The organism is Xenorhabdus sp. SGI 60 (genome assembly GCF_056632175.1).
Genome location: NZ_CP196860.1, coordinates 1,730,506 through 1,755,780, shown reverse-complemented (window position 1 = coordinate 1,755,780; position 25,275 = coordinate 1,730,506). Strand labels below are relative to the sequence as shown.

Below are 25,275 nucleotides of genomic sequence, written 5' to 3'. Positions count from 1 at the left end.
CTATCGAATTAAACGAATGGTTTGAAGAAGAAACTTTTGAAGAAGCTGTTGAAATTATGCAAGAAAAAGCCGTTGTTCCCGTTGGAACAGCCATGTGGCCCATTTAAAAGAATATATATTCTTCGCATTAGTATATTAATGATTATACCAATCTAACTTCAAGATGCGTGTGATCTCTCCCCGCTACGCGCTGAGGAATCCCCAGAAAATAGACAAGCATAGCGTTGTGTGATCTACTGATTGTTCCACCAAGTCAATAGGGTCACTGCTATGCCTGCACGTCAAGTATGCCATAACTTCTTCAAAGATGCCTTAGCGCCGTTTCATCAATATCGTCAGAACGCATTAATCGATGCCACTACCGCTTTAATTAATGGGGCTTCTCTGACGTTAACCAGTATAGGACGTTTTTTGCCCGGAAAGGCTCACGTCAAACATAAAATTAAACGCGTTGACCGATTACTCGGTAATGAAGCACTCCATAGAGATATTCCTGATATTTTTCGTCACATTATCGCCATGCTGACTGAACCGCTATCACTGTGTGTGATTGCTGTTGATTGGAGTGGATATCCATCACAAGAACATCATGTACTGCGCGCGAGTTTGATTTGTGATGGACGCTCAATCCCTTTGTTAAGTCAAATAGTTCCGTCATGCGAGCAACAAAATTCAAAGATACAGAAGGTGTTTCTTGACAGTTTAGCGCAAGCCGTTAACCCTAAAGCCAGAGTCCTTATTATCACCGATGCCGGTTTTCAAAATGCCTGGTTTAAGCATATAAAAACACTCGGTTGGGATTTTGTCGGACGCATTCGGGGAAATACGCAATTAAGGCTTGAGAAATACGGTGAGCTTTGGTTTAAACGACAAGCGTTAAAAGCCACGGAAACCCCCCAATTTTTGGGCATGGGGACATTATCAAAAGCAAAATATGCACGTTGTGATGGTTTCTTCTATCTCCATAAGAGACCCAATAAAGGTAGAAAATTTAAAAAGTCACGCTACCGAATGGAACGAATGTCGCAGGTGAAAGATGGACGTTCGTCAGCCAAAGAACCCTGGCTAATTTTTACCAGCATGGATGATTTTAAACCTCGGCAGGTCATGAAATTATACAGCCGAAGAATGCAAATAGAGCAAAATTTTAGAGATGAAAAGAGCGAGCGTTTTGGATTTGGACTCAGGGCGAGTTATAGCCAAGGCGCTGGTCGTTTATCCGTATTGAGCCTGCTTGCTACACTCAGCTCAATTGTCCTTTGGCTGATTGGATTTTATGCTGAAAACCAAGGGTTACACCTCCATTATCAGGCAAATAGTCTCAAATCAAGAAGGGTCATCTCTTACCTGACATTAGCGGAGAATGTATTACGCCATTCCCCGCTAATATTATTTGAAATAGTTCTTAATCAACTCCTCAAATACCTCGCCAAAATCTACCAAAATATGGTTTTGATTTATTAGCACCGTTTTGTGGGGATCCCTCAGCGCTTCGGCGGGTTTTTATTTCCAACGCTGCTTAACTGTGGTTTTTTCTTTTATAGGTATTTATACGCATTAAACTTCAAGTTGCCATTTACAACACGCTATGAAACCCGATTTCTCCCCGCTTCGCGGGGAGAAATCACACGCATCTTGAAGTTAGATGGGTATATATGGCTATTGAAGAGTTTAAATGGCTCAAATACAGGATTCGCCCAGCGGTGAATTTAAACACCGAATCATCACTTTCAGATGTGGCTATTTCAGTCAGTTGCATAAATGCACCGAAAAATCTGTTGTAAATATTTCAAGGCATTTATTCTTCCAACTGGAGGAGGGTGATTATTTATTATCTAATCCCAGCCCGCAAACGTTATCGGTAACTTATCTTTTTCCAGTGGATAGCTGTCAATTAAAATTGATACTGAGAAAATCCTATTTCTCGAATGGAGAATATCATGATGATAACGATATTATTTATATAGTTTGTTTGCATTATTCATCCCTTAATTAAAAAATAATATGTGATGATAATATCTCCTGTAAATTGCCTTAATGAATCGCCACTATCATTTGTTGGTTAATTTTTTGTTAAAAATTATAGATAAGATATCTTGATTGTTTGCAAATTATAAATACAATAAAGTGCCGAATTAGGTTAACCAAAAAAACGATAGTGACGAATTGACACCGCCTGAAATAAAAAATAAATGACACCATTAATCAGAGTTATTGTGAAATGGAATCACTGGTGCCTGTGTTTTGTCTATTTTGATTCCGTCGTAATCAACTCCATTTCATAGTTATTAGTTGGGAACTGTCCGTATGTATCATGTAAGAGTTGTTTACAACTTTCCTGTTTAATCAGGTCACTGAGTTCATTTAACCTTCTTTGCAACAATCTCTTAGTTTCTTTTTCATTATCCAAGACAGTTTGCAAAATTTTGGTTAATTGCTGTTGTAATGAAATAGGTGCGTCTGAGTTCTCTGATAGTAAAGTCACCACTTCTACTGCCTTCAGATAAGTGATCTCCATATCAACAAGTTCATCCCACTTTTCATTTCTAGCTAAATCAATCATTTGCTCACTTAAACTAAGGATCTGCTGATAAGCTGACAAAAGATCCGTATCATTTTTCATTAAACAATATCCTGACTGGCGTTGTAATGAGGACCTATTTGCCGCCAAGCATCTGAAATCTCGGTAAGTAAATCAATCACTTCGGTAATAGCCTTCTCATCATTGCGTAAATTGGCATGGAGTAAACGGCGACCCATATAATCATATAAAGCAAAAAGATTCTGGGCAATCTCGCCGCCTTTCTCGAAATCTAATCCCTCTTTGAGACCATTATCAATGATATTAATCGCCTTTGAAATAGCTATTCCTTTTTCTGGAATATTTCCTTGTTGCATCAGAATGATTGCACGACGTAGGGCGCTGAGCGCCCCGTTGAACAATATCTGAATCAACTGATAGGGAGAGGCATTCATAATTTCGCTCTCAAGATCTACCTGAGCGTATAATTGGCTTGCCGAATGTTGATACATTAGTGTCCTTTTATTATCTTAAAAGTTGGGCCAGGGATAAACCTGCCTGATTCATTGAAGTGGTCAGTTTATCCAGCGCGGTAAATTGTTTTTTATAACGTTGCATTGTGGCTTCAATATTTCTATTCGTCTGTTCTGCTTGTTTTTCCAGTGTCTTTAGACTCTTATTGATGCCGTCAGTGACTGTTGCGATAGTTCCTTCGTGGCTATCCAGGGTTTTTTTCAAGAAATTATAAGTTGTGGTTGCAAAACCGGTTTTTTTTCCATCACCCATAAAGAAAGCCTTAACATCGGCGGGTTTCTCTTTCAGTTTTTTTTCCAGTTTTTCGTCGCTGATTTCCAGTGTACCATCCAATTTTTGTTTGATGCCCAGTCTATTTAGGGTAGCAATATCAGCAACATCTTGTGCCACAACGAGCTGGTGTCTTAGCTGGCTTTGAATACCTTTTAAAGTACTGTCACCAAGTAGGGGACCATTATCTTTTGAAGGTGCTTCACCTGTTCCAACTTTCTTGTATTTGGTCAATGAACTGAACGTGTTTTGTAGCTCATTATAGGCATCAACCCATTTTTTAATCGCCTCTTTCATTGGCTCAATATCACGAGAAACCACCAGTGTTTCCGCCACCGGTCTTTTTTCAGTTTTGCCGTTGATTTCGACTTCTTCTTTTTCTGAAATCTTTTTCAGATTCAGGGTAATGCCTTCTGGTGCATCTTTTATTTCATTAGTCTGACGTTCAATCTTAATGCCATTGATTGTTAATTTTGCATTGGCAGGTTCCACCACTTGTTTCATTGCACCAGTGCCACTGCCTTTGTCGTCAGACTTATAGTTCAGCCATTCACCTAACTTATCATCACCTTGAACCTCAATCGTCATAACTGATTTTGTGCCGGCTTTTTTCGCAGTCAGGATCAAATAGTTTTTATCATCTTCTGCTTTGATGATGCTGGCATTAACGTTGCCTTCTTGTTTATTAATGGCATCACGGATTTCAATCAGGGACGTTTCATTATCTTTTAGGGAAATGCGTATTGGTTCTTCTTTTTTTCACCTGCTTTCTCTTCACCCGGTTGGGTAATAATAATGGTACGGGTGCCTTTACCTTGTTCTCCTAACGGGGCTTTTACGTCAGGAAAATCTTTAGATTGCAAAGACTGAGCTTTGGCAAGCTGTTGGACTTCAATAACATAGTTACCCGGGCTGGCTTTAGAATCTGTACTCGGCGTAAATGTTTTATGATCTTCGCTTGCTTTAGTAGTATTGAGCTTATCGAATTTTTTGAGTTCTTCGGATGCACTCTTTAATTTTTCCAAACTCCCTTTTAACGTACCGAAACCAGTAAGTTTAGCTTTATAGCTGGTTTGTTGCTGGGTTATTGGTTGTAAACGTTTTCTTTCGCTTGCTTCAAGCTTATCTAATAAATTTGGATCTAACCCGGATAAGGCTCCTGCCGAGGAGGAAATGCTAGCCATATTGACTCCTTTTAATAAAAAGCATCACTGGACATGTTATCGGATTAATTTGCGAAAAGTTTACTGACAAAATGATTTTTTTGATGGACGGAATAATTGATCAGAACAGGCGCTGTTTGGGGTATCGGGAAAAAGCGAGAAAAAAATAAAAAAGTTTTTTAAAGAAATATTAAAGGTTCTTTTTAAGGAGCCGATAAAACTGTTGGCGGTGATGAACACCGTGAGCAAAAGGCTCAAACTAATTATATCGACTTGATTTTAAAAGGAACTCTACTATGGCATCAGTCATTAATACTAACTACTCATCTCTGCTGGCGCAAAATAACCTGACAAGATCTAAAGGTACTCTGGGTACTGCTATTGAACGTCTGTCTTCTGGTTTACGTATTAACAGCGCGAAGGATGACGCTGCTGGTCAAGCGATCGCTAACCGTTTTACTGCTAACGTTAAAGGTCTGAATCAGGCTTCCCGTAACGCTAACGACGGTATCTCCATTGCCCAGACTACCGAAGGTGCCCTGAACGAAATCAATAACAACCTGCAACGTATCCGTGAACTGGCTGTTCAGTCTACAAACGGCACTAACTCTGAAAGTGACAAGAAATCCATTCAGGAAGAAGTCACTCAGCGTCTGGCGGAAATTGACCGTATTTCTGAACAAACTCAGTTCAACAACGTAAAAGTACTGAGCAAAAATGATACTATGAAAATTCAGGTTGGCGCTAATGATGGTGAAATAATCGATATCAAACTGGAAAAAATTGATAAAGAATCAGGGTTTAGCTAGGATCTCCATCACTGATCTGAAAAAGATGCAGATACAAAAGCTGAAGAAGCAGATCTAAAAAAGATGCAGCTAAAACAAAAGCTGTAAAAGGCTCTAAAGCAGAAGTATTAAGCAAAGGCTAAAACAGAATTGGCTGAGCGCAGAAAACAGAATGGACTGGCGCAGCTGCTAAAACTAACTAAACAAACGGCGCTAGACACCTGCAAACACAATCTTGAAACAGCAAAAAAAGCCGGGACAAAGCACGAACCTACAGAAAACCCATTGGCTAAATTAAACGAAGCTCTGTCTAAAGTTGACAGCATGCGCAGCTCCTTGGGTGCAGTACAAAACCGTCTGGAATCCACCGTTAACAACCTGAACAATACCGTTAACAACCTGAGTGCTGCAAGAAGCCGTATCGAAGATGCTGACTACGCAACTGAAGTTTCCAACATGAGCCGTGGTCAGATCCTGCAACAAGCGGGTACTTCTGTTCTGGCTCAGGCGAACCAGATTCCACAATCTGTTCTGTCTCTGCTGCGTTAATTTTTATTTCCCAGTTGAGCACTTATGCAGGGCGACCTGCATAGACAATGCTTATAAAATAAGGATCGGTTCGCCGATCCTTATTTTTTAGTTTTTAATGATTGTTTTTATCAAGATCGTCAAGGACAGCCTGAAACTGATTATGCATTTGGGCGGACAGCAAAAATTTCGCATAGGTGAAAAAGAAGTGCTTTTACTTCATTGTTCCAACGATTGTACCGATTAGGGGATTGGATAATGGTATCCAGTCTCTTATCCAAAGGTGTCTGTTGTTGTGAGCGATTTGTATACCGCCGAAGGCGTGATGGACAAAAATAGCCTCTGGAAGCGCTATGTACCACTAGTTCGCCATGAAGCATTGAGGCTACAGGTCAGGTTGCCTGCCAACGTAGAACTCGATGACTTGCTTCAGGCCGGTGGCATAGGCTTACTGAATGCGGTGGAACGGTTTGATTCCATGCAGGGAACCGCCTTTACCACCTATGCGGTACAGCGCATCAGAGGTGCAATGTTGGATGAGTTGAGGAGCCGTGATTGGGCTCCGCGTAGTGTGCGGCGTAACGCACGTGAAGTCACGCAGACCATCCGTAAACTTGAGCAAGAGTTAGGCCGTCCAGCCAGTGAGCAGGAAGTTGCTAAAGAATTAAAGATTAATCTGATAGAATATCGGCAAATACTGTTAGACACGAATAACAGTCAACTGTTTTCTTATGACGAATGGCACGAAATTCACGGTGAAAGCTGTGAGCCAGTGATCGAGGAGGAGCATGAGGCAAATCCTCTGCAACAATTACTGGAAGGTGATCTTCGTCAGCGGGTCATCGATGTCATAGAATCGTTGCCTGAACGGGAAAAGATGGTTCTTACGTTGTACTATCAGGAAGAACTGAATCTTAAAGAGATCGGCGCGGTGCTTAATGTGGGTGAATCCCGCGTAAGTCAGCTTCACAGCCAGGCGATAAAAAGGTTGAGGGCGCGTTTGAATCCAGAGAAGTAACTTTTTGCTTGTTTGTTTTTTTTGTTAAGACTATACACAGGGCTTTATCTCTTATGTCTATTACAACACAAAAGAAACGGCCTCTTAGCCGTTATATCAAAGATTATAAACACAGCCAGACTCATTGTCTGCACTGTCATAAAACCCTTGACCGTATTTCGCTGGTTTTTAACGGTCAGGTCATCAATAAAGAAGCTATTTCTGAGATGACTGAATTGGTGGATGACAAAACCTGGAATGAGTTGCAGGGTAAATTTGTGGCGTTGTGCCGCTTTTGTAGTGAAATTTATTGCAATAGCCAGACTGATTATTTCGACATTATGTCATTTAAACAGTATTTGTTTGAACAAACAGAGATGAGTCATAGTACTGTGCGTGAGTATGTGGTTCGTTTAAGGCGTTTGGATGAATTGCTGACTTCAAGTAATTATCCGACCAGTGAGTTTACGACAGAAAAGATTCAGGAAAAACTCAGCGAGAAATTATCCCAATCTGCTTTCAGCAATTACAATATTGCACTGCGTAAATATGAACAATATCTGAGTTGGCAACAGAACGGTCATTGATTAATTATACCGATAGATAATGTTGTCAAATTGAAACGATTTCAGAGGGGAATGTGTGGTAATCGCATTCCCCTCTATGTATTTATAATAAATTAATTTTAATTAACTATCTTAAATCAATCTACTTTTAACCATTTAATTTAGCCACTTATTTTAATGACTAAATAAGTGGCCTCAACGAAAAAATTACGCTACCCGATAATATTAACCAATTGTCATCAGACTCGCATTACCGCCTGCTGCTGCCGTATTAACACTTAATGAACGTTCATGCAGTAAGCGTTCTAGCAGTAAATTAGTTTCACCACGGGCAAAACCCTGTACGGAGATAATCGGCCCTTTACGTTGGGCTACCCCCTCACACACCCGGCGCAATTGGTCACAATCGCCATGATAAATAACCGCTTCCATCGCTGTTTCTTCATTCTGCCAATCGTTAACCCAATGGATATAACGGTGAATTTCATTCGGTAACTGGCGTTGTAGCCCTTGATGCAGTTCGTCTTTCTCCCAAAGGGCCTGACAACCGACAGAAAGTACTGCGGCTAATTGCACCAATGCATCTTGTTCGTTGTCTGCAAGGCAAAGAACTTGACCGCGCGGCAGTAGGGTATAAGTATTGCGCTCTCCGGTTGGTCCCGGCAATAAGCGTATTGTTCCGCCTTGTGCTAATAAACTGTATTCCTGAATCACCTGGCCTAATGTTTCATTATTCTGCCCGGTTGCCCAATCTGCCAGTTTATAGAGGGGTAAGTGCAGATCAACACGGGCTTTGGCATCAATCTCATACTCTGTATCCTGCCGCTCCAGGGTTTGGCTGGCGGCATTGAGAGGGCGTTGTGACAACAAGCGGTACAGATACAGCGGCCCACCGGCTTTTGGCCCTGTGCCTGACAAACCTTCGCCACCAAATGGCTGCACGCCGACGACAGCACCGACTATATTACGATTGACATATATGTTGCCGACTTTCGCTTTGCTGGTGATCTGGGCGATGGTCTCATCGATACGAGTGTGGATCCCTAATGTCAAGCCATAACCTGTCGTGTTGATTTGATCCAGCAGGTTATCCAACTCATTATGTTTAAAACGGACAACATGCAGGACTGGCCCGAAAATTTCTTTCTTCAATTCATCGAAACTTTCCAACTCGATAAGCGTTGGTTTGACGAAAGTGCCTTGTGACCACGCCTGGCTATCGGTGGTATTTTCGTATGCCGCCTGATAAATAGTCCGGCCTTTGGTACGCATGGTTTGGATATGACGTTCGATACCCGCTTTCGCTTCTGCATCAATGACGGGACCAATATCTGTGAATAAGTGCTCAGTATTACCCATCCGGCATTCAGCCATCGCGCCTTTCAGCATGGCGATAGTCCTTTCAGCGACATCTTCCTGAACACACAGGATACGCAAGGCAGAACAGCGCTGGCCTGCACTGTCAAAAGCAGAAGCGATGACATCGGTAACCACTTGTTCGGTTAACGCGGAAGAGTCGACGATCATGGCATTCAGGCCACCGGTTTCTGCGATCAACGGTGTCGGGCGCCCTTGTGCATCAAGACGGCCGGCAATATTGCGTTGCAACAAGCTGGCAACTGCGGTAGAGCCGGTAAACATCACACCGCGTACACGTTCATCACCAACCAGTAGCGCTCCCACCGTTTCCCCTTGTCCGGGCAGTAATTGCAGCACTTCGCGAGGAATACCCGCTTGGTGCAATATTTTGACCGCAACGGTGGCAATAAGTGGCGTCTGTTCTGCGGGTTTTGTCAGAACACTATTGCCTGCTGCCAGTGCAGCAGCGATTTGGCCGGTGAAAATTGCCAGCGGGAAGTTCCACGGACTGATACACACGACAGGCCCCAGTGGGCGGTGGGTATCATTGGCAAAGTCTTGGCGAACCTGGCTTGCGTAATAATGGAGAAAATCTACGGCTTCGCGCACTTCGGCAATCGCATTGTTGAATGTTTTACCCGCTTCACGAACCAGAATGCCGAGCAAAGCTTGCAGGTCATTTTCCATCAACTCCGCTGCACGCACTAAAATTGCGGCACGTTCTGAGGGAGGAGTGGCAAACCAAATTGCGCCGGCATCGGTAGCCATATCCAACGCGTGGTTGACTTCTTGTTCAGTGGCTTCACGAACATAACCCACAATATCGGAATTTCTGGCGGGATTGTTCACCGGCTTAGTTGCAGGCAGTTCTCCTGTCGGTTGGTAATCACCACCTAACAACGGTTCGCTGTTCCACGTTTCCATTGAAGAACTGAGCAGGGCACTGGAAAGAGAAGCTAAACGATGTTCATTGGAGAGATCTAGCCCTAATGAGTTAACCCGTTTTTTGCCGTATAAATCACGTGGCAGAGGGATTTTAGGATGTGGCAGGCCGATTTGCCCTTCAGTTTGCGCCAATTCCTGTACAATTTTTACCGGATCAGCGACCAATTCATCAATCGGCAGTGACGTATCGGCAATGCGGTTAACAAACGAAGTATTAGCCCCATTTTCCAGTAAACGGCGCACCAGATAGGCCAGTAATGTTTCGTGTGTGCCTACCGGTGCGTAAATACGGCATGGGCGATTGAGTTTACCTTCGGAGATCTTACCGACAACTTGTTCATAAAGCGGCTCCCCCATGCCATGCAGACATTGGAACTCATATTGTCCGGGATAATAGTTTTGTCCAGCCAGGTGATAAATGGCGGATAAAGTATGAGCGTTATGGGTAGCAAATTGTGGATAGATCAGATTAGGGACAGCGAGCAGTTTGCGGGCGCAGGCAAGGTAAGAAACGTCGGTATAGACCTTGCGGGTATAGACCGGATAGTCTTCCAAGCCATCAATTTGGGCACGTTTAATTTCACTATCCCAGTAAGCTCCTTTCACCAGCCGGATCATCAATCTGTGACGGCTGCGCTGTGCCAAATCAATAATACTGTCAATGACGAAAGGACAGCGTTTCTGGTAAGCCTGAATAACAAAACCAATGCCGTTCCAGCCTTCCAGTTTTGGTTCGAAACACAATTTTTCCAACAAATCGAGGGAGATTTCCAGACGATCAGCTTCTTCTGCATCAATATTGATACCGATATCGTATTGGCGAGCCTGTAAGGTCAGGGAAAGCAGGCGAGGATAGAGTTCATCAATCACACGTTCGTACTGGGCGCGGCTGTAGCGCGGGTGCAGGGCAGAAAGTTTGATGGAAATGCCCGGCCCCTCATAAATACCCCGGCCATTTGATGCCTTGCCAATGGCGTGGATCGCTTGCTGATAAGAAACCATGTAGGCTTGCGCATCTTCTTCGGTTAAGGCGGCTTCGCCAAGCATATCATAAGAATAACGGAAGCCTTTTTCTTCCAGTTTGCGAGCATTGGCAAGGGCTTGGGCGATGGTTTCTCCCGTCACAAATTGCTCACCCATCAAGCGCATCGCCATATCCACACCCTTGCGTACCAACGGCTCGCCGCTTTTGCTGATAATACGATTTAAGGATTTGGATAACTTGGCTTCATTATGGGTGGACACCAGCTTGCCAGTGAACAACAAACCCCACGTTGCAGCGTTGACAAACATGGAGGAGCTTTGGCCTAAATGAGAATGCCAGTTGCCGTTGCTGATTTTATCGCGGATCAAGGCATCGCGGGTTGCTTTGTCGGGGATACGTAACAAAGCTTCGGCGAGGCACATCAATGCCACACCTTCTTGTGAAGAAAGTGAAAACTCTTGCAACAATCCCTGAACCAAACCTGAGCGGCCAATGCCCTGTTTTTGTTGACGCAGCGTTTCAGCAATAGAATAAGCGAGTTTGTGAGCTGCTTTCGCTTGTTCTTCTGATAGCTGTGCACGTTGTAGCAGCATAGGAACTGCTTGGATTTCGGGGAGGCGATAGGCCGCAGTAATTGCAGAACGTTTCACCGATTGGGGTAAAATATGTTCGGCAAAATCCAGAAAGGGTTGATAAGGCACCTCAATCTGTGATTCTACTTCGGAAATCATTTCTTCTTTGTTATCCTGACCTGCTGATATTTCTGGGAGTTTTCCCTCATTTTCCAGACGTTCAAGATAATTAAAAATGGCTTGCTTAATTAGCCAGTGTGGTGTGCGTTCAATTCGTTGTGCTGCGGCTTTGATTCGATTACGCGTTGCTTCATCGAGCTTTACACCCATAGTGGTACTACCCATTTTCACTCCTTAATAGGTAAGACTATAACAAGTTACATAACAATATCTTTCATGTTGCAACTTTGTGCAACCTTGTTAAAAGCAGTCATTCTAAATTTGTGAAATTAATCTTGTTTTCACTATTTTCTCAGTGAAACTTATTATTGATTTTTATTTATTTTATTGATATTTATTGGTTTTATTATAATTGTTAAATTTCAGGTATAACCCGTTATTCAATTTCAGGTGCAACTTTCGGGGCGATAAATGTGATTTGGCAAGCGTTTTTTATAAAAACATAGTTAATTAGTTGTTAAAAATGTTTTAGCTAAACTAGGATAGAATGTAATTTTAAAATAATTACAAGCATAAATAGTACACATGGAAACTAATGGCATCTTCAGGTACAACTTGTTACAGCCTGGTCAAGAAGATGATGAGGTATCACTTAAAGGTACTTCAAGCATAGATGACATTATTTACGCAAATAACACATTTGCAGAGACATAATTTATAAAAACACTATGGAGAAGAACCTGCATGACAGTAAATTCACCAATGCTCATTACCTTCATTATCTATATCGCAGGGATGTTGTTGATAGGTTTTGCGGCTTATCGTTCCACCAAGAATTTTGATGATTACATATTGGGTGGACGGAGATTAGGTAGTGTGGTAACCGCATTATCTGCTGGCGCTTCTGATATGAGTGGCTGGTTATTGATGGGATTGCCGGGAGTGATCTTTTTCTCCGGTATTTCAGAAAGTTGGATCGCGTTGGGCTGTTTGCTGGGGGCGTATTTGAACTGGCGTTGGGTCGCGGGTAGGTTGCGTGTGCATACTGAGATAAATAATAACGCGTTAACTTTACCAGACTATTTCACCCATCGTTTTGAAGACCGGAGTAAAATCCTGCGTATTATCTCCGCTCTGGTTATCCTGATTTTCTTCACCATTTATTGTGCATCCGGTGTTGTAGCTGGTGGATTGTTGTTTGAAAACACGTTCGGCATCAGCTACGAAAAGGCCATCTGGCTAGGTGCATTGGCAACAATTGCCTATACCTTCCTTGGCGGCTTTTTGGCCGTGAGTTGGACGGATACGGTTCAGGCAACTTTGATGATTTTTGCCTTGATTTTGGTGCCGGTGCTGATCCTGCTTAAAGTGGGCGATGTTGGTACTGCAATCAATATCGTTGAAGCTAAAAACCCGGCTTACTTGGATATGTTCAAGGGGCTGAATATCATTGCCATTATTTCCCTGTTGGGCTGGGGGTTTGGTTATTTTGGCCAACCGCATATTTTGGCGCGTTTTATGGCGGCAGATTCCCACCAGACTATTCATAAGGCTCGTCGTATTAGTATGACGTGGATGCTGTTGTGTTTAGGGGGAACTGTAGCAGTGGGTTTCTTTGGTATCGCGTATTTTGAATTATATCCAGGACAAGCTGCTGCTGTATTGCAAAACCGTGAGCGCATCTTTATAGAGTTGGCTGGTATTTTGTTCAATCCGTGGATCACCGGCATATTGCTGTCTGCTGTACTGGCTGCGGTTATGAGTACTTTAAGTTGTCAGCTATTGGTTTGTTCTAGTGCATTGACGGAAGATCTATATAAAGCTTTTATCCGTACCAAGGCTAGCCAGAAAGAATTGGTATGGGTGGGGCGTATGATGGTACTGCTGGTAGCAACTATCGCGATTGTGATTGCAACTAACCCGAATAATAAGGTGTTGGCACTGGCGAGTAATGCCTGGGCGGGATTTGGTGCATCATTTGGCCCTGTGGTACTGATGTCAGTACTCTGGAAACGTATGACCCGTAATGGTGCGCTGGCTGGTATGTTGGTGGGAGCTATTACTGTACTGGTTTGGATGGAATACCGCTGGTTTTCCCTGTATGAAATTATTCCGGGATTTATCTTCGCGACGCTTGCCATTATTATGGTGAGCTTACTAGGAAAAGCGCCAAGCCAAGCGACACAACAGCGTTTTGCTGATGCAGAAGCGCATTATAAGACTAAATAGCCCAATAAAATAAAAAAGCCTCTGATTATTCAGGGGCTGATTTGTTGGTCATATATTCAATCCGTCGATTGGGGTTAAATATAATATTTTCGTTCAATGAAGGTACCAATGACTTTATCATGCATTGCAACTGACTTTGAGTAACCCAGTGTTTTTACGGTTTAATCGTTTAATTCGGGTACGGAGAGTGAGATTTTCACGCTCAATACGTTGTGTAAAAGTTTTTCCGATGAGGTGTTTATTTACCGATACATGCTGTAAGCACTGAAATTATCCGTACACCAAAAAACGACATTAAATCGGTATAATTTTTTCCGTAGTTTTGTCCCGATACGCCGATAATCGGTTTCCCTCTTTCTCATGTTTACTGAATTCCCGATGTTTGTAGTACCAGTTCACGGCAAATGTACCGACCGTGCAAATAATACCGATGATGACCGCCCAGTTATTCAATGATAGTGCGCCTAGCATTGCAGTAAATGCGCCCCATCCGTAAGCAGAGGGGCTGGTGTATTTGTCCATACGCATTTGAGGTGCCAGAAAGCCGATTGAGTGAGGAACAGCTTCGTGGGAGTTGGTCAGAAAAAGAGTTTGAAGAGCTGTTTTTGTGTCGTTTGCCACATCCACCTGGTAATCAGGGAGAAGACATAATGGCTAGATCCCCCGCAGAACGCAAAGCAGCCCAACGTCAACGCCAGCAGGAACAAAATAGAATTGCTGTTCGATAATCAGGAACTGGATATGCTGAAACGCAATTGTGCATTGAGAAGACCGGGACGCGATCCCTATGATGTGGTTGAATACCTTACCTTGCTGATCCGCAAAGATGATGCCGAAGTGCAGCAGAAACAGAAGGCGCTGGCAACGCAGCAGCGTGGCAAGTGCGGTGATGCGCTTGCGATTTTTGAATGCTGCTTTTCCGACGATGCCTCATGTTGGGTTACGCTGGGTTGACATGAGGTGAAGTTGTGACATGTCACGAAATAGTGTTCAATACCGTCATTATGTAGCGATATAACGAGATTGAAATATGCATTAAAACCCTCGCCAATGACTGGGCGTCCAATATCGCATAATGCGTCTGACAGCAACTTTTATATATCTAGAATGTATCTGATTGAACGCAAGATCGTGCCATAAGTTGTTTCGAAATAAGACTAATACCCCGTTTGCAGGGGATGCAGGATGATAAGTGAGTGCTGTTAAATGGTAATCATTATCATAATTTAATGATAAATAAGCGCCGTTTTGTTGCAGCATATCATCAAGAAATATAACGTTCACATTGGGATTAATGCTTCTGCGCCACCCGGCTAAATGTCTTCTTTCGGATGTAATAAAAGCATTAACATACGCATTGGATGTAGGTAATTGAGCCATAAAAACTCCTGCAAACTATCATGACATATCCGCTAAGTCGTTTCCGTTTTCGAATAAAAACCCAGTGATATTTTCTCGCATAAAGCCTGCCATTTCCTGTCAAAATCCGCAAGATCAAATGAAGATTTCATACCCCGCAAAGCGCCAGTATCGGCGGGCTTCGAAAGATCCCTTGCAGTGGCAGTCATTCGTTACACACAAACACCTTGGCCGCTTTCTCCACATTCCCAAAGCCGTCTGTATTCTCAGGAATGATCCCCATGATTTGTGGTGGTACACGATGAACCGCCAACATGTCATCACGGCTCACGTTCTTGATATGCAAGAATTCATCTTTCGCCGCGGCTTCGGACAAGGGGATAGTTTGAATGCCGTCTTTCTTGCCGCCTGGGCCATACAAAAACAAATTGCGAAAGTTGCCGGGGCCTTTACTACTTTTCAGGGCTTCACGAATTTTATCCACATCATCGGTTTTCTGTGCAGCATCACTGATATAGAGAATGTACCCCGCGTGCGAGCCATTGAGGTAATATTTACGGCGGAACAGCGTCGAGGCTTCATTCAGCAGAACGGATGGGATCGCTACCTAAAATTATGCTGGAATACAAAAAGGAGTATCGGAAAGTACGAACCAAGAAAGGCTACTCTTATAACGTTGAATTGTCAGAAGAAGCCGAAGAGTGGTTGCCGTCTGTACCTGAATGCAGGGACTTTAAATCCCCTCTATAAACTTTTTAGGTTTTAGTCTGCATTCCATACACCTTTTTAAATATCTATCTATATTTAAAAGAAAATAATAGATGTATAGTTATTTTTTAGCTATACATCAAATATACATTCTCTTCATTAGAGTAAAAAAGAGGTGAATAGGGGTTACAGTTAATGAATATCATATTAATTGCGATAAACCCAGATGTAGCAAGGCTTTCAGGGGATTGTGCAGAGGGTGCATAACTGAGAGTACGAAAAAGATTTTTAGGGGGGTATCTCTGACAGGTAAACAAAAGCCTGATAAATCAAAAGATGTAAAATACGATATCAGCCTGATTTGGTGCTACCAGAAATTTAAGCGATGTAATCTTCTGATTTACTTTAAAAAACAGAGATTAATCACAAATTCATTGCTGCGCTTTCACTCAAGCTGGAATAGATAAATAATCCTGTTGTATTCTGCTTTATTTATTCGGTATTTTCGGAAGTCAGATCACAGGAGACAAAATGTCGCATATTATTTACTTGTCACTCAAAGGCAAGAAACAGGGGTTAATTTCAGCCGGGTGCTCAACGCCTGAATCCATTGGAAACCGCTATCAGGCAGGTCGGGAAGACGAAATACAGATATTGAGTATCAGCCATTCAGTGAGCCGCGACCAGAACGCACATCATCACCCCGTTAGCTTTACCAAGCCTATTGATAAATCCTCGCCGCTCTTAGCAATGACAATTGACGGTAATGAATTGTTAGAGGCCGTTTTTTTGTGTTACCGAACCAGTCAATTGGGGCAATTAGAAGCCTTTTATGAAATCAAACTGACAGGGGCAACCATTGTTGATTTTACCTGTCATTATCCTCATTCGATAGACAGTAATGACCAGATACCGTATGAAACAGTGCAGATTGATTATAAGTCTATTTCATGCCGGCATCTTACCGCGGGCACATCGGGTTATAGCATTACGCAATTATCCGGGCGTGAAGAAGGCAGGCCACTATTGTCTGGGTTCTCGAATGTTAAGCCACTTAAGAAGCCGCTGGTTGAAGAACTCCGGTAAAACCCGCTAAACATCATGCTCGTTATCGTTGTGTGGATGATGACGGCAATCTTTTAACCGAACGCAAGTATCGGGTTTGCCTACCGGATGGTCAGATAAAAGAAGGGAAGACCGATAAACAAGGTTTTACTCAATGGCATCTCACTGATGACAAAAGGAAACCTGAGTTTCATATTTTAAAGGATTAATACCATGCCGACCTATACCGTTTACACAAAAATAGAATCGAATGTACCTGCTGAAAAGTTACTTTATGATTTGATTATTTATCGTCAGGACGAAGGGGGAAGCTATCATATATTGCTTGATATTTTTCAGGCACAATTACAGAGCAATTATGAAACTCAACAGCATGTCACTCAGGAAACAGACGACAATCTTTCCGTGACTTATATTATGCAAATATAATGGAGAACCAACAATTTCAGGTTTAGATTGGATAACATTAGCGAGCTTAAGAGACTCAGAAAATGCTATTTTTAGCTATAATCAAGTTGAAGCTGAAACAGCTGGAGTTACAATGTGGGGGAAATTAATCGAATGGTTTGAGAAAGCAGGCTATGAGAAAATTTTTGATAATATAAGTGTTTTTTCCCATAGTAATATCAATGAGATAATAACTTTCATATACCGGATCTTAAGAATTAAGCCTTTCAAAACACGCCTCCAATGTTTTGTTTTTACATGATTTTCTTTGCGGTGTTTTGAAAGCATTCCGGCATAAATATTCCCTCGCCTTTTCCAGTAAAAAACCGGTTTCCGACCACGCTCGTTGGATCAAATTTTCTATTATTGGCCGTAACCACATATCCGTATTTTTTGCTGCTTTTAGCAAAGAAGCGTCTGGAAATAGTCGTCTTGCCATTGTCCGCCTGACCAGCAACGCGAGCAAACTTGACCAGACAAGCCCAGTGACTAACGACGCTTTTCGGGTGGTAAATCCGTGCCAGTTTGTGTGTGATTTCAATTCCTTGAATAACAACTCGACCTGCCAGCGGCAACGATAAATGTCCATAATGTCATTCGCGGTAAATTCCTCTGGTGGTAAGTTTGTCAGCCAAATACAGAACCGCTTCTTTTCTGCAAACCAGCGACGGATGATCCGGAATTCATAGCCCTTTCTCCGACAGCACAGATCCAAGACTTCTGAACGGTTGGTTCTGCGGGTGACTTCTTTTAAGGTTTTTCCGGCCAGTTTCCGCAGCGGTTTCCCTTGTCCAGTGTGCGCGGTGATAATCTGAGAATTCAGCGATTGACTTCCCCTGACAATAAATGCCGCGCCAAAATGGGAGAGTTGTTCAAAATAATCAAAAGCCGGATATCCTGCATCCGCAAGCAAGAGTTGCCCGCGTAATGTGGCCGGTGCAGGCAAATGAGCGTGTTCAGACGCGGTATCGGCCGTCACCGCCATTCCTGTTGGTGTCTGGCTCAATAACGACATCGTCATATGGCATTCAATGGCGGCAGAGGTTGTTTTGAATCGAGAGGGGAAAACTTCCGCGAGCGCAGGATGCACTTTGAATGAACGCCCATCTTGTAAAATAACATTTTGAAATTGAGCTAATTTTTTCGGTATCGCGACGTGTTTTTCAACCCACTGTGCCATGACAAACCTGACAATAATTTTCACAAATTCCTCAAAGGCCGGTTTACGTAATTGATTGTAAAAGGGTCGGTAACTGACTTGTTGCCGAATCTCAGGGCACAAGCCATTAAACTTCTGATGTAGTTGGGCAATGGAGGTGATTTTATCTGTGCTGAGCGCCGTAATCAGGCTAAGCAGCAATGTGCGGGGTTCAATATTTCTAATGCGTTGAGTAAATCCGCAGCCAAACGCTATCTTTTGCAAAGAAACATCACTAAAAAATTGGGTCACGTATTCAATTTGTTGTTTCTCATGTATACTCCTCACTTTTTCAGGAAATCAGATGGCAACGGTAGAAGTGAAATGTCGATTTTGTCAACAAACCGAATCGGTAAGAAAACATGGCACGGGTCAAGGTGAACGTCAGCGTTATCGTTGCCTGTCTTGTCGCCGTACTTTTCAGCTTGAATATGCTTATCGTGCTTGCCGGACGGGCATAAAAGAACAAGTTGTGGATCTTGCCATGAATAATGCCGGTATCCGTGACACTGCACGGGCACTACATATCAGTATTAATGCTGTCGTTCGCACTTTAAAAAATTGTCCCCACGATGTGTAACCACATTACCGCTGGAACAGGTGGAAATTGAGCTCATCTGTGAAGTCGATGAGATGTGGTCATTTGTTGGGAATAAAAAGCAACAACGTTGGTTATGGTATGCTTGGGAGCCTCGTCTGAAGCGTATTATTGCCCATACTTTCGGCCGACGAAGCAAAAAGACGTTGAAGAAACTGCTCAAAAAATTATCGCACTTTAACGTCGCTTTTTGGTGTACCGATAAATTCAAGGCTTACATCTTGTTGCCCACGGATAAACACCTCATCGGAAAAAGTTTTACGCAGCGTATTGAACGTGAAAACCTCACCCTTAGAAACCGAATTAAGCGGCTGAATCGTAAAACATTAGGCTATTCAAAATCACCGGAAATGCATGACAAAGTCATCGGGACTTTTATCGAAAGAGAATATTATATTTAAGACCAATCAACATTTTGAATACGTGACCAAAAATTGCATTAACTGGTGTTTTATAGCAATAATCGTCACAGGCTTCATCCGTGGTTTTGGTATTAGTTTGGCGACGATTATCAGATCATAAATGAAGCCTTTTTTCTATCTAAAATATACAGTTAATGCTTAAGATCCTGTATATGTAATAACTTTAAACAATTATATAAGAAAAGGATATATTGTTGTAAGTTTAATATCGGTTGGAATGCTAAAAGGATCAGTTGGTGAAACTTCAGGTAAAAATCATTGGATTGTATGGGAAGGTGAAGTTAGCTCAAAAGGAAAGTCAATAAATCTAGATAGTGAAAATGAAATAGTTAATTTAAATATGTTTACTTGGGGAGGGATTAGTGAGCGGGTTAAACCTAATAATGAGTTAAATTATTTTTTAAAACATACATTTGGAGGGTTGGTTTTTAAACCAATAAAATAAAAATGAGAAATATTTTTTTCATTATATCTATCTTACTTGTTTCTGCTTGTACAGGACAGACTGTTTCCATTTATCCTGATGGAAACTATTTAAAAGATGCTCAGGTAGGAGTTCCATATAATGAAATAATAAATATACCGGGTGTTATAAATATGGGTTTTTCAGCCAAAATAACACCTTCAAACTCAGGTCTAACATGGAATCCTAGCGATTATACAACCCCTGTTTTGCCAGCAACAGAAAAAGACTATAGCCGTATTCAGATTCAAGGGACGCCTATACATGCTGGAGAAATAACTATAAAAATATCTGGTGGTGTTTATGGTAATATGTTTACAAAAGTAGATAAATTTAATAAAACCTACACAATAAAAGTGAAGGAATGATTTTTATTATTAGAATGGCGATTCACATCGCCATTTCTATATTTGTATGCTTGCTCAACAGAATCATAATTCTTCCTTATTATTTTCATGATGTTAAAAGTTATTTACTGAAAAAATAACTTTTCCGAAAAAAAACCATGAAAAAACTTCTCGAATTACGCCAACAGAAAGCCGATTTAACCCAACAAATGCGCTCACTGATTACCAAAGCCGAAGACGAAAAGCGCTCCTTGACTGCCGATGAAGCTAAACAGTTTGACGAGCTGCGCAACCAGTCTGATGCACTCAATGCGGAAATTGCCCGTTATGAGGCATTGTCTGATGAAGAACGCAATCAGGCGAAGACTCGCCAGCCAGCGACAAACTCAGCAATGACGAGCTGCACAATTATATTCTGACCGGCGAAACGCGCTCCTTGTCTACAGGCGTCCCCTCCGATGGTGGTTATACCGTTATTCGTCATAATGGCGATCCGATACTCGCATGGGCAATGTCCAATGTGGTGATGGAAACGGACGCCAACGCCAATATCAAACCGAACAAAAAGAAATCAGCGAATAAAATAGATCCCGCCATTGCGTTCCTGATGAGTTTTGGCACATGGCAGGTAGAGCATGAAGAATTTGCATTTAGCCAAAATGATGAACAGAAACAGAGATTGGCTAACTTTGATGGAATTTAGATAACTAATTGATTTGAGGTATTGTCTCCAGAGAGTTATGTTAAATAAAATCAATCAATTATAATATTAAATTATTATTATGCGTAACGTATCAAGAACCAGAATGTTTAATATCCTGACCTACTTTTACTGGTATACCCAAAAAAAGTATTGAATACTTGGTGTTTCGTTTAGTGAAAAAAGGACAACAAGTATGTATAGCAGGAACGACGCTGGAGAATATCAAGACCTAATAAGAAAGTTATCTCTTATAGATGACCTTGAAAGTTGGCCTCATCATACATTAGCCCTAAATAGCGTTTCAAAATGATAGGAGTATTCCTTACCCCGCGCGGAGCGCGGGGTAAGGAACGCCAACATCTGATACTCTCAGTATTATGAAAACCTATTTAGAAAAAGAAGATAAAAAGCATGTCTACGAATTTGCGAAACGCTTGTGGATAAAACGTAAAATATCTGATGGTAGTTTACTCTTACATCCAGATGTACGAGCAGAATTAATTCAACGGGAATATAACCCATTATCAATTCATAAAAAAATGATTTGGGCTAGTTTATTGGCTTCTTATGATGGAACTGATAGTAGAGAATACTTTCAAAGAATAAAGGGAAAAATAACTAAAAAATATGGAAGTAAATGGTGGCTTGATGTTTATAAAAGAATAAAGCCTACCTATGCGGCTAGACAACATATATTAAAACACATTGATGGCGCTGGGTCTGCTGTAAAATATGCGGCTTCACAGAGTATGTATCTTGGAGATATTTACCGAGAGTCACGTAATGACGCTTTAAGAATGATTCCAAAGGAATAACCGACATATTTTCATTTCATTGAGTGAAGCAGTGGGGGTCAGGGCGACCGCATGAATGCTCAAATATCACCCAAATGATAAAATCCCGCTTGTAATACTTGTTCCAGAAATTGCGTTTTCATCCAGGCTCGCATACGTTTCTTTCTTATACTTAATTTGCTGCCTTCTTTTTTCAACATATTCAATGCAATTCGCCTCAGTATCGCGATATTTTCCGCCGCATTTTCGCGATAAATCTGACAATCATCTTCGTGAAACGTCACATCCAATACCCAATGGAAATTATTCTCAATACCCCAATGGCTGCGTACTGCCTGAGCAAAGATTTCTTCTGTCAATGTCGCTGAGCTGATGTAATAGCGATATTCAAGACTCGGCGATGGCCCTTTTTCTTGCCGGTAACCGATGGCAACCCCGAGAGTTTTTAATGCCGGCCACGCGGGGAATTCCTCCCTGAGTGTCTCAGCGCTGATAACATGACTCTCCCTGATTTCAAGGCGTCCATGGGCTTGTTCTAACGTGACTTTTTCTCTTACCGAAGGCGCAATACGCTGGGCTTCTAATGCCTTTTGAACCGCCCTGTGGAGATGTTTTTGGTTATCTTTGACACGGAACAAATAATCCGCACCGGCATCAAGGAGTGCCTGGGCTATCTCGGTTTGACACCCCATGGCATCAATAGAAACCAGCGTCCCTTTTAGGTTTAACAATTTAATCAGCTCAGGGATTGCCATGATTTCATTGGACTTCTTTTGTGTCCGAACCTGGCCCATCACCAGTTTGTTCGTGGTGGCATAAGCGCTCACCAGATGAAGCGTGGAAAGGCGTTCTTCAGGCTAATAAGAACCCCGTAATACTTTCCCGTCGATGGCCACTAATTCACCTTGGGTAAGTTTATGAACTGAACGCATCCAGTTGATAAAACAGAGATTAAACTGTTCCGGATTAATACGTGAAATAATGCGGGCAAACGTATCATCAACCGGGACACCGTCTTTGAACATACCTTGCTTCAGGAACCAATCATGATGCCCTTCGGTATATTCCTGAATATCATTCCAGCCTTCTGCACCCGCAATCACGGCACACAGTGACGCAAACAGGATGTCAAATAAAGGATAGGTGACTTTCGCACTCTGACGAGGGTCTTGGATCGCGGAAAAGTGCAGGGTAAAGTTATCAAGGCACATAGTATAGATTTTCACTCTCAAAAGAGAGTATAAGATCACAGTGTCTTATTCGACGCAACCCATTTCATTTTTGGTTAAAAAACATTCGTGATCTTGCCCTGCAGTGGGGGTGTCTTAGCTCATTTAATAGCACATAACGCAAAAAGTTAAGCGTTTATACTGATTCGCTTATTGAACCAGTTAAACCAATCAGTTAAAGTACCCCCGCCATTGGTAAAACCCGATGGTCAGGGCTTCGCATCCCTGAGTCAAGAATACTGGTAGGAAGTTTCTACCAGTACTTGTTATCACCCTTTCAATGGTGATTCAGGTAGGGGAGGCTTCGGCCTCACCGGAATCTTGACCCGGTAATGCGAACCTTGCTTGAATCACCACCATCAATTTTTTCAATTAATGGAAGGGGTAGCAGGAATGAATAACAATATCAGAAATGATTGGCATCAAGCCGATATTATTGCTGCATTACGTAAGCGTGGTACAACCTTAGCAGCCGTTTCTCGTGAGGCGGGACTCAGTTCATCTACACTGGCAAATACTCTTAGCCGTCCGTGGCCTAAAGGCGAATGGATCATCGCTAACTATCTCGAAGTGCATCCCTCAGAAATCTGGCCTAGCCGTTATTTTGATCAACGTGGTCAGCTTATTGAGCGAAAGGTTAGAAATCAACCACAGCAATAATTACTTACCCAATGTTATTTATTTTGTGAAAAGAATAATTTTTGATATGAGCCTTGAGATTAAAAATGGAGCAAGATTTAACCATTTTTTAAGATCAAGGTTTTTTTGTTCTTGTATGCTGTTGGTTTTGTACAGTAATTACATTAACCCGTTATACTTTCTACTACTTCGAAAGGGTATCCTATCGGTATCCTTGAAAAAGAAAAGGACTCACGATATTAGCGTAAGTCATTGTTAAATCTGGTGGGTCGTACAGGGTTCGAACCTGTAACCAATTGATTAAGAGTTTACCTATCTCATATTAACAAATTGATTTTAAATGATAAATCAGTATTCACAAACCCAAAAAGTGTCGTATAGTGACATATTGATGGCACGCTAATGACACAGTGGTGCGTCACCAATATGTCACTCATTCCTCAACTCCATTAAAGAAGTATGGGAGAAGCATCTCTCTATTCTGTCTCAATTGATTTTCCCTGCCTCAGATTCCACACCGAATCCTCCGGCATCTGGACACGGACATCTAATCGGCAACCTTCGGGGATGTCACAGGGTTCAGCATCGGCATAGTAGACCTTTTCACCGTCCACGATGTCTTTTATCCGCTTGTTCTGGAACTGCTTAGGTAAATGGGTGTGCTGACGGTGGAATGTCTTGATGGTGATGCAGCCGTCCTTTTGCACCTGATCATCAATGTAGATGAGTTCCAGCCCGTTATTGTTCTTCGGCGACGAGATACCACCATGTACACCCCATGCCCCGTCAGCGTTATAACCCAGCACACCGGATATTTGATAATGACCGATGCCGAGTTTAGTGACGGTAGCACCCTCCGATTCGTCGTTGGTGGTAAACTTGCCATCGGGGTGGATTTGGATGAGGGGGGAGGATGCTCTCAGGTAGCCGTTACTATCTTTCCATGCATTTTTATTAGTCCACAAATAACTCACTTTTGTAGAACCACCATCATCACTACCATGGACGACTGCAACACCCCGATTATAGTGTGCAACGAATCCAGCCCATGTATCCCCCGCTCGTGTTACATAACCACATGACCATTTGTAACCTATTTCCCCGTCATGCGCTCCAAAACGGAATGCATGTCCACCATTCGGTAACGATTTAATCCACGACGTGAACTCGGTAAGGGCGGTCGGAGCAATTGGTTTATATTGGATAAACCCAGAACCATTATCTATTACCCATTGCTGAGTTACCAAACCAAGGTTTTTTACAAACTCCGGTTTGTTTGGAATATCCGCCCCGTTTTTATTTTTATCCAGCATCGCCGCCTGCAATGCCCGTATCGACTGCAATGACACGGTCTGTCCATTCGGTAAGGTCACATCAACCACGCCATTCTGTGACATCCATTTGTCCATGTTCTGGAGAAATTGAGTGACGTAGGTGGTGTTGGCCACAATATGCCGGACGGCATCGGAGGCGGAATCAGGAACGGTAACCTGAATCTGGTATTTCGTGTTATTCAGGGTAACAGCAACATTACTAGCCAGTACCAGTTCGGTATCAGAGTTCACCGCCTGAATCATGTGGATTAAATTACCGTTGCCGGACTGGATCAATATAATCTGTCCGGGTGCAACGCCGTTGATGTTCGAGATAAATTTGGTGCCCGTGCCGCGGACAATAGCCGAGCCGGACACGGTGGAAATCGTGCCTTGTTTATAGAGCATAGTGT

The 25,275-nt window shown here is 42.4% G+C and carries 19 protein-coding genes and 8 pseudogenes; 16 read left to right on the top strand and 11 right to left on the bottom strand.

Annotation, left to right across the window (positions count from 1 at the left end; all coding sequences use genetic code 11):
* The first annotated feature begins 270 nt into the window (after window positions 1-270).
* A complete protein-coding gene (locus ACSJJG_RS08560) occupies window positions 271-1,464 on the top strand; it encodes an IS4 family transposase (protein ID WP_189761394.1) in 1,194 nt (397 codons plus the stop codon).
* A 784-nt stretch (window positions 1,465-2,248) separates the two neighbouring features.
* Here ACSJJG_RS08560 and fliT read toward each other — a convergent pair.
* The 3 genes and pseudogenes from fliT to fliD form a co-directional block, all read right to left on the bottom strand.
* Window positions 2,249-2,623, bottom strand: a complete 375-nt coding sequence (fliT, locus tag ACSJJG_RS08555) for a flagella biosynthesis regulatory protein FliT (RefSeq protein WP_481089071.1) — start codon at window positions 2,621-2,623, stop codon at window positions 2,249-2,251.
* Window positions 2,623-3,033, bottom strand: coding sequence for a flagellar export chaperone FliS (gene fliS / locus ACSJJG_RS08550; protein WP_481089070.1), 411 nt, complete (start codon window positions 3,031-3,033; stop codon window positions 2,623-2,625). Before fliS ends, fliT begins: the two co-directional genes overlap by 1 nt.
* A 13-nt stretch (window positions 3,034-3,046) precedes the next feature.
* A pseudogene (gene fliD, locus ACSJJG_RS08545) lies at window positions 3,047-4,509 on the bottom strand (flagellar filament capping protein FliD).
* A 275-nt stretch (window positions 4,510-4,784) separates the two neighbouring features.
* Here fliD and ACSJJG_RS08540 point away from each other — a divergent pair.
* From ACSJJG_RS08540 to fliZ, 3 genes and pseudogenes are all read left to right on the top strand, one after another.
* Window positions 4,785-5,825: pseudogene (locus ACSJJG_RS08540) on the top strand (FliC/FljB family flagellin).
* A 274-nt stretch (window positions 5,826-6,099) separates the two neighbouring features.
* Window positions 6,100-6,822: an RNA polymerase sigma factor FliA gene (locus tag ACSJJG_RS08535; RefSeq protein WP_047771773.1), complete on the top strand. Its 723-nt coding sequence runs from the start codon at window positions 6,100-6,102 to the stop codon at window positions 6,820-6,822.
* Between the two features lie 53 nt (window positions 6,823-6,875).
* Window positions 6,876-7,388: a flagella biosynthesis regulatory protein FliZ gene (gene fliZ, locus ACSJJG_RS08530; protein ID WP_189760624.1), complete on the top strand. Its 513-nt coding sequence runs from the start codon at window positions 6,876-6,878 to the stop codon at window positions 7,386-7,388.
* A gap of 204 nt (window positions 7,389-7,592) precedes the next feature.
* Here the strand turns inward: fliZ and putA are convergent, their stop codons facing one another.
* On the bottom strand, window positions 7,593-11,573 hold the full coding sequence (gene putA, locus ACSJJG_RS08525) for a trifunctional transcriptional regulator/proline dehydrogenase/L-glutamate gamma-semialdehyde dehydrogenase (protein ID WP_481089069.1): 3,981 nt from the start codon (window positions 11,571-11,573) through the stop codon (window positions 7,593-7,595).
* A 519-nt stretch (window positions 11,574-12,092) separates the two neighbouring features.
* Here putA and putP point away from each other — a divergent pair.
* Window positions 12,093-13,577, top strand: a complete 1,485-nt coding sequence (gene putP, locus ACSJJG_RS08520) for a sodium/proline symporter PutP (protein ID WP_481089068.1) — start codon at window positions 12,093-12,095, stop codon at window positions 13,575-13,577.
* Between the two features lie 74 nt (window positions 13,578-13,651).
* Here putP and ACSJJG_RS08515 read toward each other — a convergent pair.
* Together ACSJJG_RS08515 and ACSJJG_RS08510 are read right to left on the bottom strand one after the other, a co-directional pair.
* Window positions 13,652-13,900, bottom strand: a pseudogene (locus ACSJJG_RS08515) (IS1 family transposase); the annotation flags it as partial.
* Complete coding sequence (locus ACSJJG_RS08510) at window positions 13,872-14,105, bottom strand: phage holin family protein (protein ID WP_189760627.1); 234 nt, start codon at window positions 14,103-14,105, stop codon at window positions 13,872-13,874. The gene ACSJJG_RS08510 and the pseudogene ACSJJG_RS08515, both read right to left, overlap by 29 nt.
* 122 nt (window positions 14,106-14,227) lie before the next feature.
* Here ACSJJG_RS08510 and ACSJJG_RS08505 point away from each other — a divergent pair.
* Window positions 14,228-14,531 (top strand): annotated as a pseudogene (locus tag ACSJJG_RS08505) (hypothetical protein).
* An 81-nt stretch (window positions 14,532-14,612) separates the two neighbouring features.
* Here the strand turns inward: ACSJJG_RS08505 and ACSJJG_RS08500 are convergent.
* Window positions 14,613-14,957 (bottom strand): hypothetical protein, encoded by a 345-nt coding sequence (locus ACSJJG_RS08500; protein ID WP_189760628.1) that lies wholly within the window; start codon window positions 14,955-14,957, stop codon window positions 14,613-14,615.
* Between the two features lie 187 nt (window positions 14,958-15,144).
* Window positions 15,145-15,540, bottom strand: a pseudogene (locus ACSJJG_RS08495) (phage portal protein); the annotation flags it as partial.
* Between ACSJJG_RS08495 and ACSJJG_RS08490 the strand changes: the two are divergent.
* From ACSJJG_RS08490 to ACSJJG_RS08480, 3 genes and pseudogenes are all read left to right on the top strand, one after another.
* Window positions 15,537-15,686: pseudogene (locus tag ACSJJG_RS08490) on the top strand (winged helix-turn-helix domain-containing protein); the annotation flags it as partial. The pseudogenes ACSJJG_RS08495 and ACSJJG_RS08490 overlap by 4 nt on opposite strands.
* 489 nt (window positions 15,687-16,175) lie before the next feature.
* Window positions 16,176-16,730 (top strand): Hcp family type VI secretion system effector, encoded by a 555-nt coding sequence (locus tag ACSJJG_RS08485; protein ID WP_481089067.1) that lies wholly within the window; start codon window positions 16,176-16,178, stop codon window positions 16,728-16,730.
* Between the two features lie 192 nt (window positions 16,731-16,922).
* A complete protein-coding gene (locus ACSJJG_RS08480) occupies window positions 16,923-17,138 on the top strand; it encodes a hypothetical protein (RefSeq protein WP_481089066.1) in 216 nt (71 codons plus the stop codon).
* A gap of 229 nt (window positions 17,139-17,367) precedes the next feature.
* On the opposite strand, the gene ACSJJG_RS08475 is transcribed toward ACSJJG_RS08480, so the two are convergent.
* A complete protein-coding gene (locus ACSJJG_RS08475; RefSeq protein ID WP_399494503.1) occupies window positions 17,368-18,633 on the bottom strand; it encodes an IS4 family transposase in 1,266 nt (421 codons plus the stop codon).
* A 25-nt stretch (window positions 18,634-18,658) separates the two neighbouring features.
* On the opposite strand from ACSJJG_RS08475, the gene ACSJJG_RS08470 reads away from it, so the two are divergent.
* The 6 genes and pseudogenes from ACSJJG_RS08470 to ACSJJG_RS08445 all read left to right on the top strand — a co-directional run bounded on the left by ACSJJG_RS08470 (window position 18,659) and on the right by ACSJJG_RS08445 (window position 21,702).
* Window positions 18,659-19,353 (top strand): IS1 family transposase gene (locus tag ACSJJG_RS08470; RefSeq protein ID WP_282885640.1). Its coding sequence is split into 2 segments (ribosomal slippage): window positions 18,659-18,908 and window positions 18,908-19,353, totalling 696 coding nucleotides; the frame shifts between segments, so codons are not numbered across the junction.
* 238 nt (window positions 19,354-19,591) lie between these two features.
* Window positions 19,592-19,819 (top strand): hypothetical protein, encoded by a 228-nt coding sequence (locus tag ACSJJG_RS08465; protein ID WP_189761329.1) that lies wholly within the window; start codon window positions 19,592-19,594, stop codon window positions 19,817-19,819.
* A 2-nt stretch (window positions 19,820-19,821) separates the two neighbouring features.
* Complete coding sequence (locus ACSJJG_RS08460; protein WP_189761330.1) at window positions 19,822-20,205, top strand: hypothetical protein; 384 nt, start codon at window positions 19,822-19,824, stop codon at window positions 20,203-20,205.
* Window positions 20,206-20,342: 137 nt separating this feature from the next.
* Window positions 20,343-20,603: a phage major capsid protein gene (locus ACSJJG_RS08455; RefSeq protein WP_223281895.1), complete on the top strand. Its 261-nt coding sequence runs from the start codon at window positions 20,343-20,345 to the stop codon at window positions 20,601-20,603.
* A 53-nt stretch (window positions 20,604-20,656) separates the two neighbouring features.
* Window positions 20,657-20,887: pseudogene (locus ACSJJG_RS08450) on the top strand (terminase TerL endonuclease subunit); the annotation flags it as partial.
* A 377-nt stretch (window positions 20,888-21,264) separates the two neighbouring features.
* Window positions 21,265-21,702, top strand: coding sequence for a hypothetical protein (locus tag ACSJJG_RS08445; protein ID WP_189761331.1), 438 nt, complete (start codon window positions 21,265-21,267; stop codon window positions 21,700-21,702).
* 59 nt (window positions 21,703-21,761) lie between these two features.
* Here the strand turns inward: ACSJJG_RS08445 and ACSJJG_RS08440 are convergent.
* Window positions 21,762-22,892: pseudogene (locus tag ACSJJG_RS08440) on the bottom strand (ISAs1 family transposase).
* Window positions 22,893-23,303: 411 nt separating this feature from the next.
* Between ACSJJG_RS08440 and ACSJJG_RS08435 the strand changes: the two are divergent.
* A complete protein-coding gene (locus ACSJJG_RS08435) occupies window positions 23,304-23,570 on the top strand; it encodes a helix-turn-helix domain-containing protein (RefSeq protein ID WP_481089065.1) in 267 nt (88 codons plus the stop codon).
* A gap of 455 nt (window positions 23,571-24,025) precedes the next feature.
* Here ACSJJG_RS08435 and ACSJJG_RS08430 read toward each other — a convergent pair whose 3' ends face one another.
* Entirely contained in the window at window positions 24,026-25,270 is a 1,245-nt protein-coding gene (locus ACSJJG_RS08430) for a phage tail fiber protein (RefSeq protein ID WP_282885463.1), read from the bottom strand.
* Window positions 25,271-25,275: the final 5 nt, after the last annotated feature.

Bases quoted from the DNA above. Each gene is read 5' to 3' on its own strand.
- ACSJJG_RS08460 (WP_189761330.1), top strand. From the start codon at position 19,822: ATGAGAAATATTTTTTTCATTATATCTATCTTACTTGTTTCTGCTTGT.
- ACSJJG_RS08510 (WP_189760627.1), bottom strand. From the start codon at position 14,105: ATGCGTATGGACAAATACACCAGCCCCTCTGCTTACGGATGGGGCGCA.
- ACSJJG_RS08485 (WP_481089067.1), top strand. From the start codon at position 16,176: ATGTCGCATATTATTTACTTGTCACTCAAAGGCAAGAAACAGGGGTTA.
- ACSJJG_RS08465 (WP_189761329.1), top strand. From the start codon at position 19,592: ATGCTAAAAGGATCAGTTGGTGAAACTTCAGGTAAAAATCATTGGATT.
- ACSJJG_RS08435 (WP_481089065.1), top strand. From the start codon at position 23,304: ATGAATAACAATATCAGAAATGATTGGCATCAAGCCGATATTATTGCT.
- ACSJJG_RS08445 (WP_189761331.1), top strand. From the start codon at position 21,265: ATGAAAACCTATTTAGAAAAAGAAGATAAAAAGCATGTCTACGAATTT.
- ACSJJG_RS08560 (WP_189761394.1), top strand. From the start codon at position 271: ATGCCTGCACGTCAAGTATGCCATAACTTCTTCAAAGATGCCTTAGCG.
- putA (WP_481089069.1), bottom strand. From the start codon at position 11,573: ATGGGTAGTACCACTATGGGTGTAAAGCTCGATGAAGCAACGCGTAAT.
- ACSJJG_RS08500 (WP_189760628.1), bottom strand. From the start codon at position 14,957: ATGGCTCAATTACCTACATCCAATGCGTATGTTAATGCTTTTATTACA.
- ACSJJG_RS08455 (WP_223281895.1), top strand. From the start codon at position 20,343: ATGAAAAAACTTCTCGAATTACGCCAACAGAAAGCCGATTTAACCCAA.
- fliS (WP_481089070.1), bottom strand. From the start codon at position 3,033: ATGTATCAACATTCGGCAAGCCAATTATACGCTCAGGTAGATCTTGAG.
- ACSJJG_RS08480 (WP_481089066.1), top strand. From the start codon at position 16,923: ATGCCGACCTATACCGTTTACACAAAAATAGAATCGAATGTACCTGCT.
- fliZ (WP_189760624.1), top strand. From the start codon at position 6,876: ATGTCTATTACAACACAAAAGAAACGGCCTCTTAGCCGTTATATCAAA.
- putP (WP_481089068.1), top strand. From the start codon at position 12,093: ATGACAGTAAATTCACCAATGCTCATTACCTTCATTATCTATATCGCA.
- fliT (WP_481089071.1), bottom strand. From the start codon at position 2,623: ATGAAAAATGATACGGATCTTTTGTCAGCTTATCAGCAGATCCTTAGT.
- ACSJJG_RS08430 (WP_282885463.1), bottom strand. From the start codon at position 25,270: ATGCTCTATAAACAAGGCACGATTTCCACCGTGTCCGGCTCGGCTATT.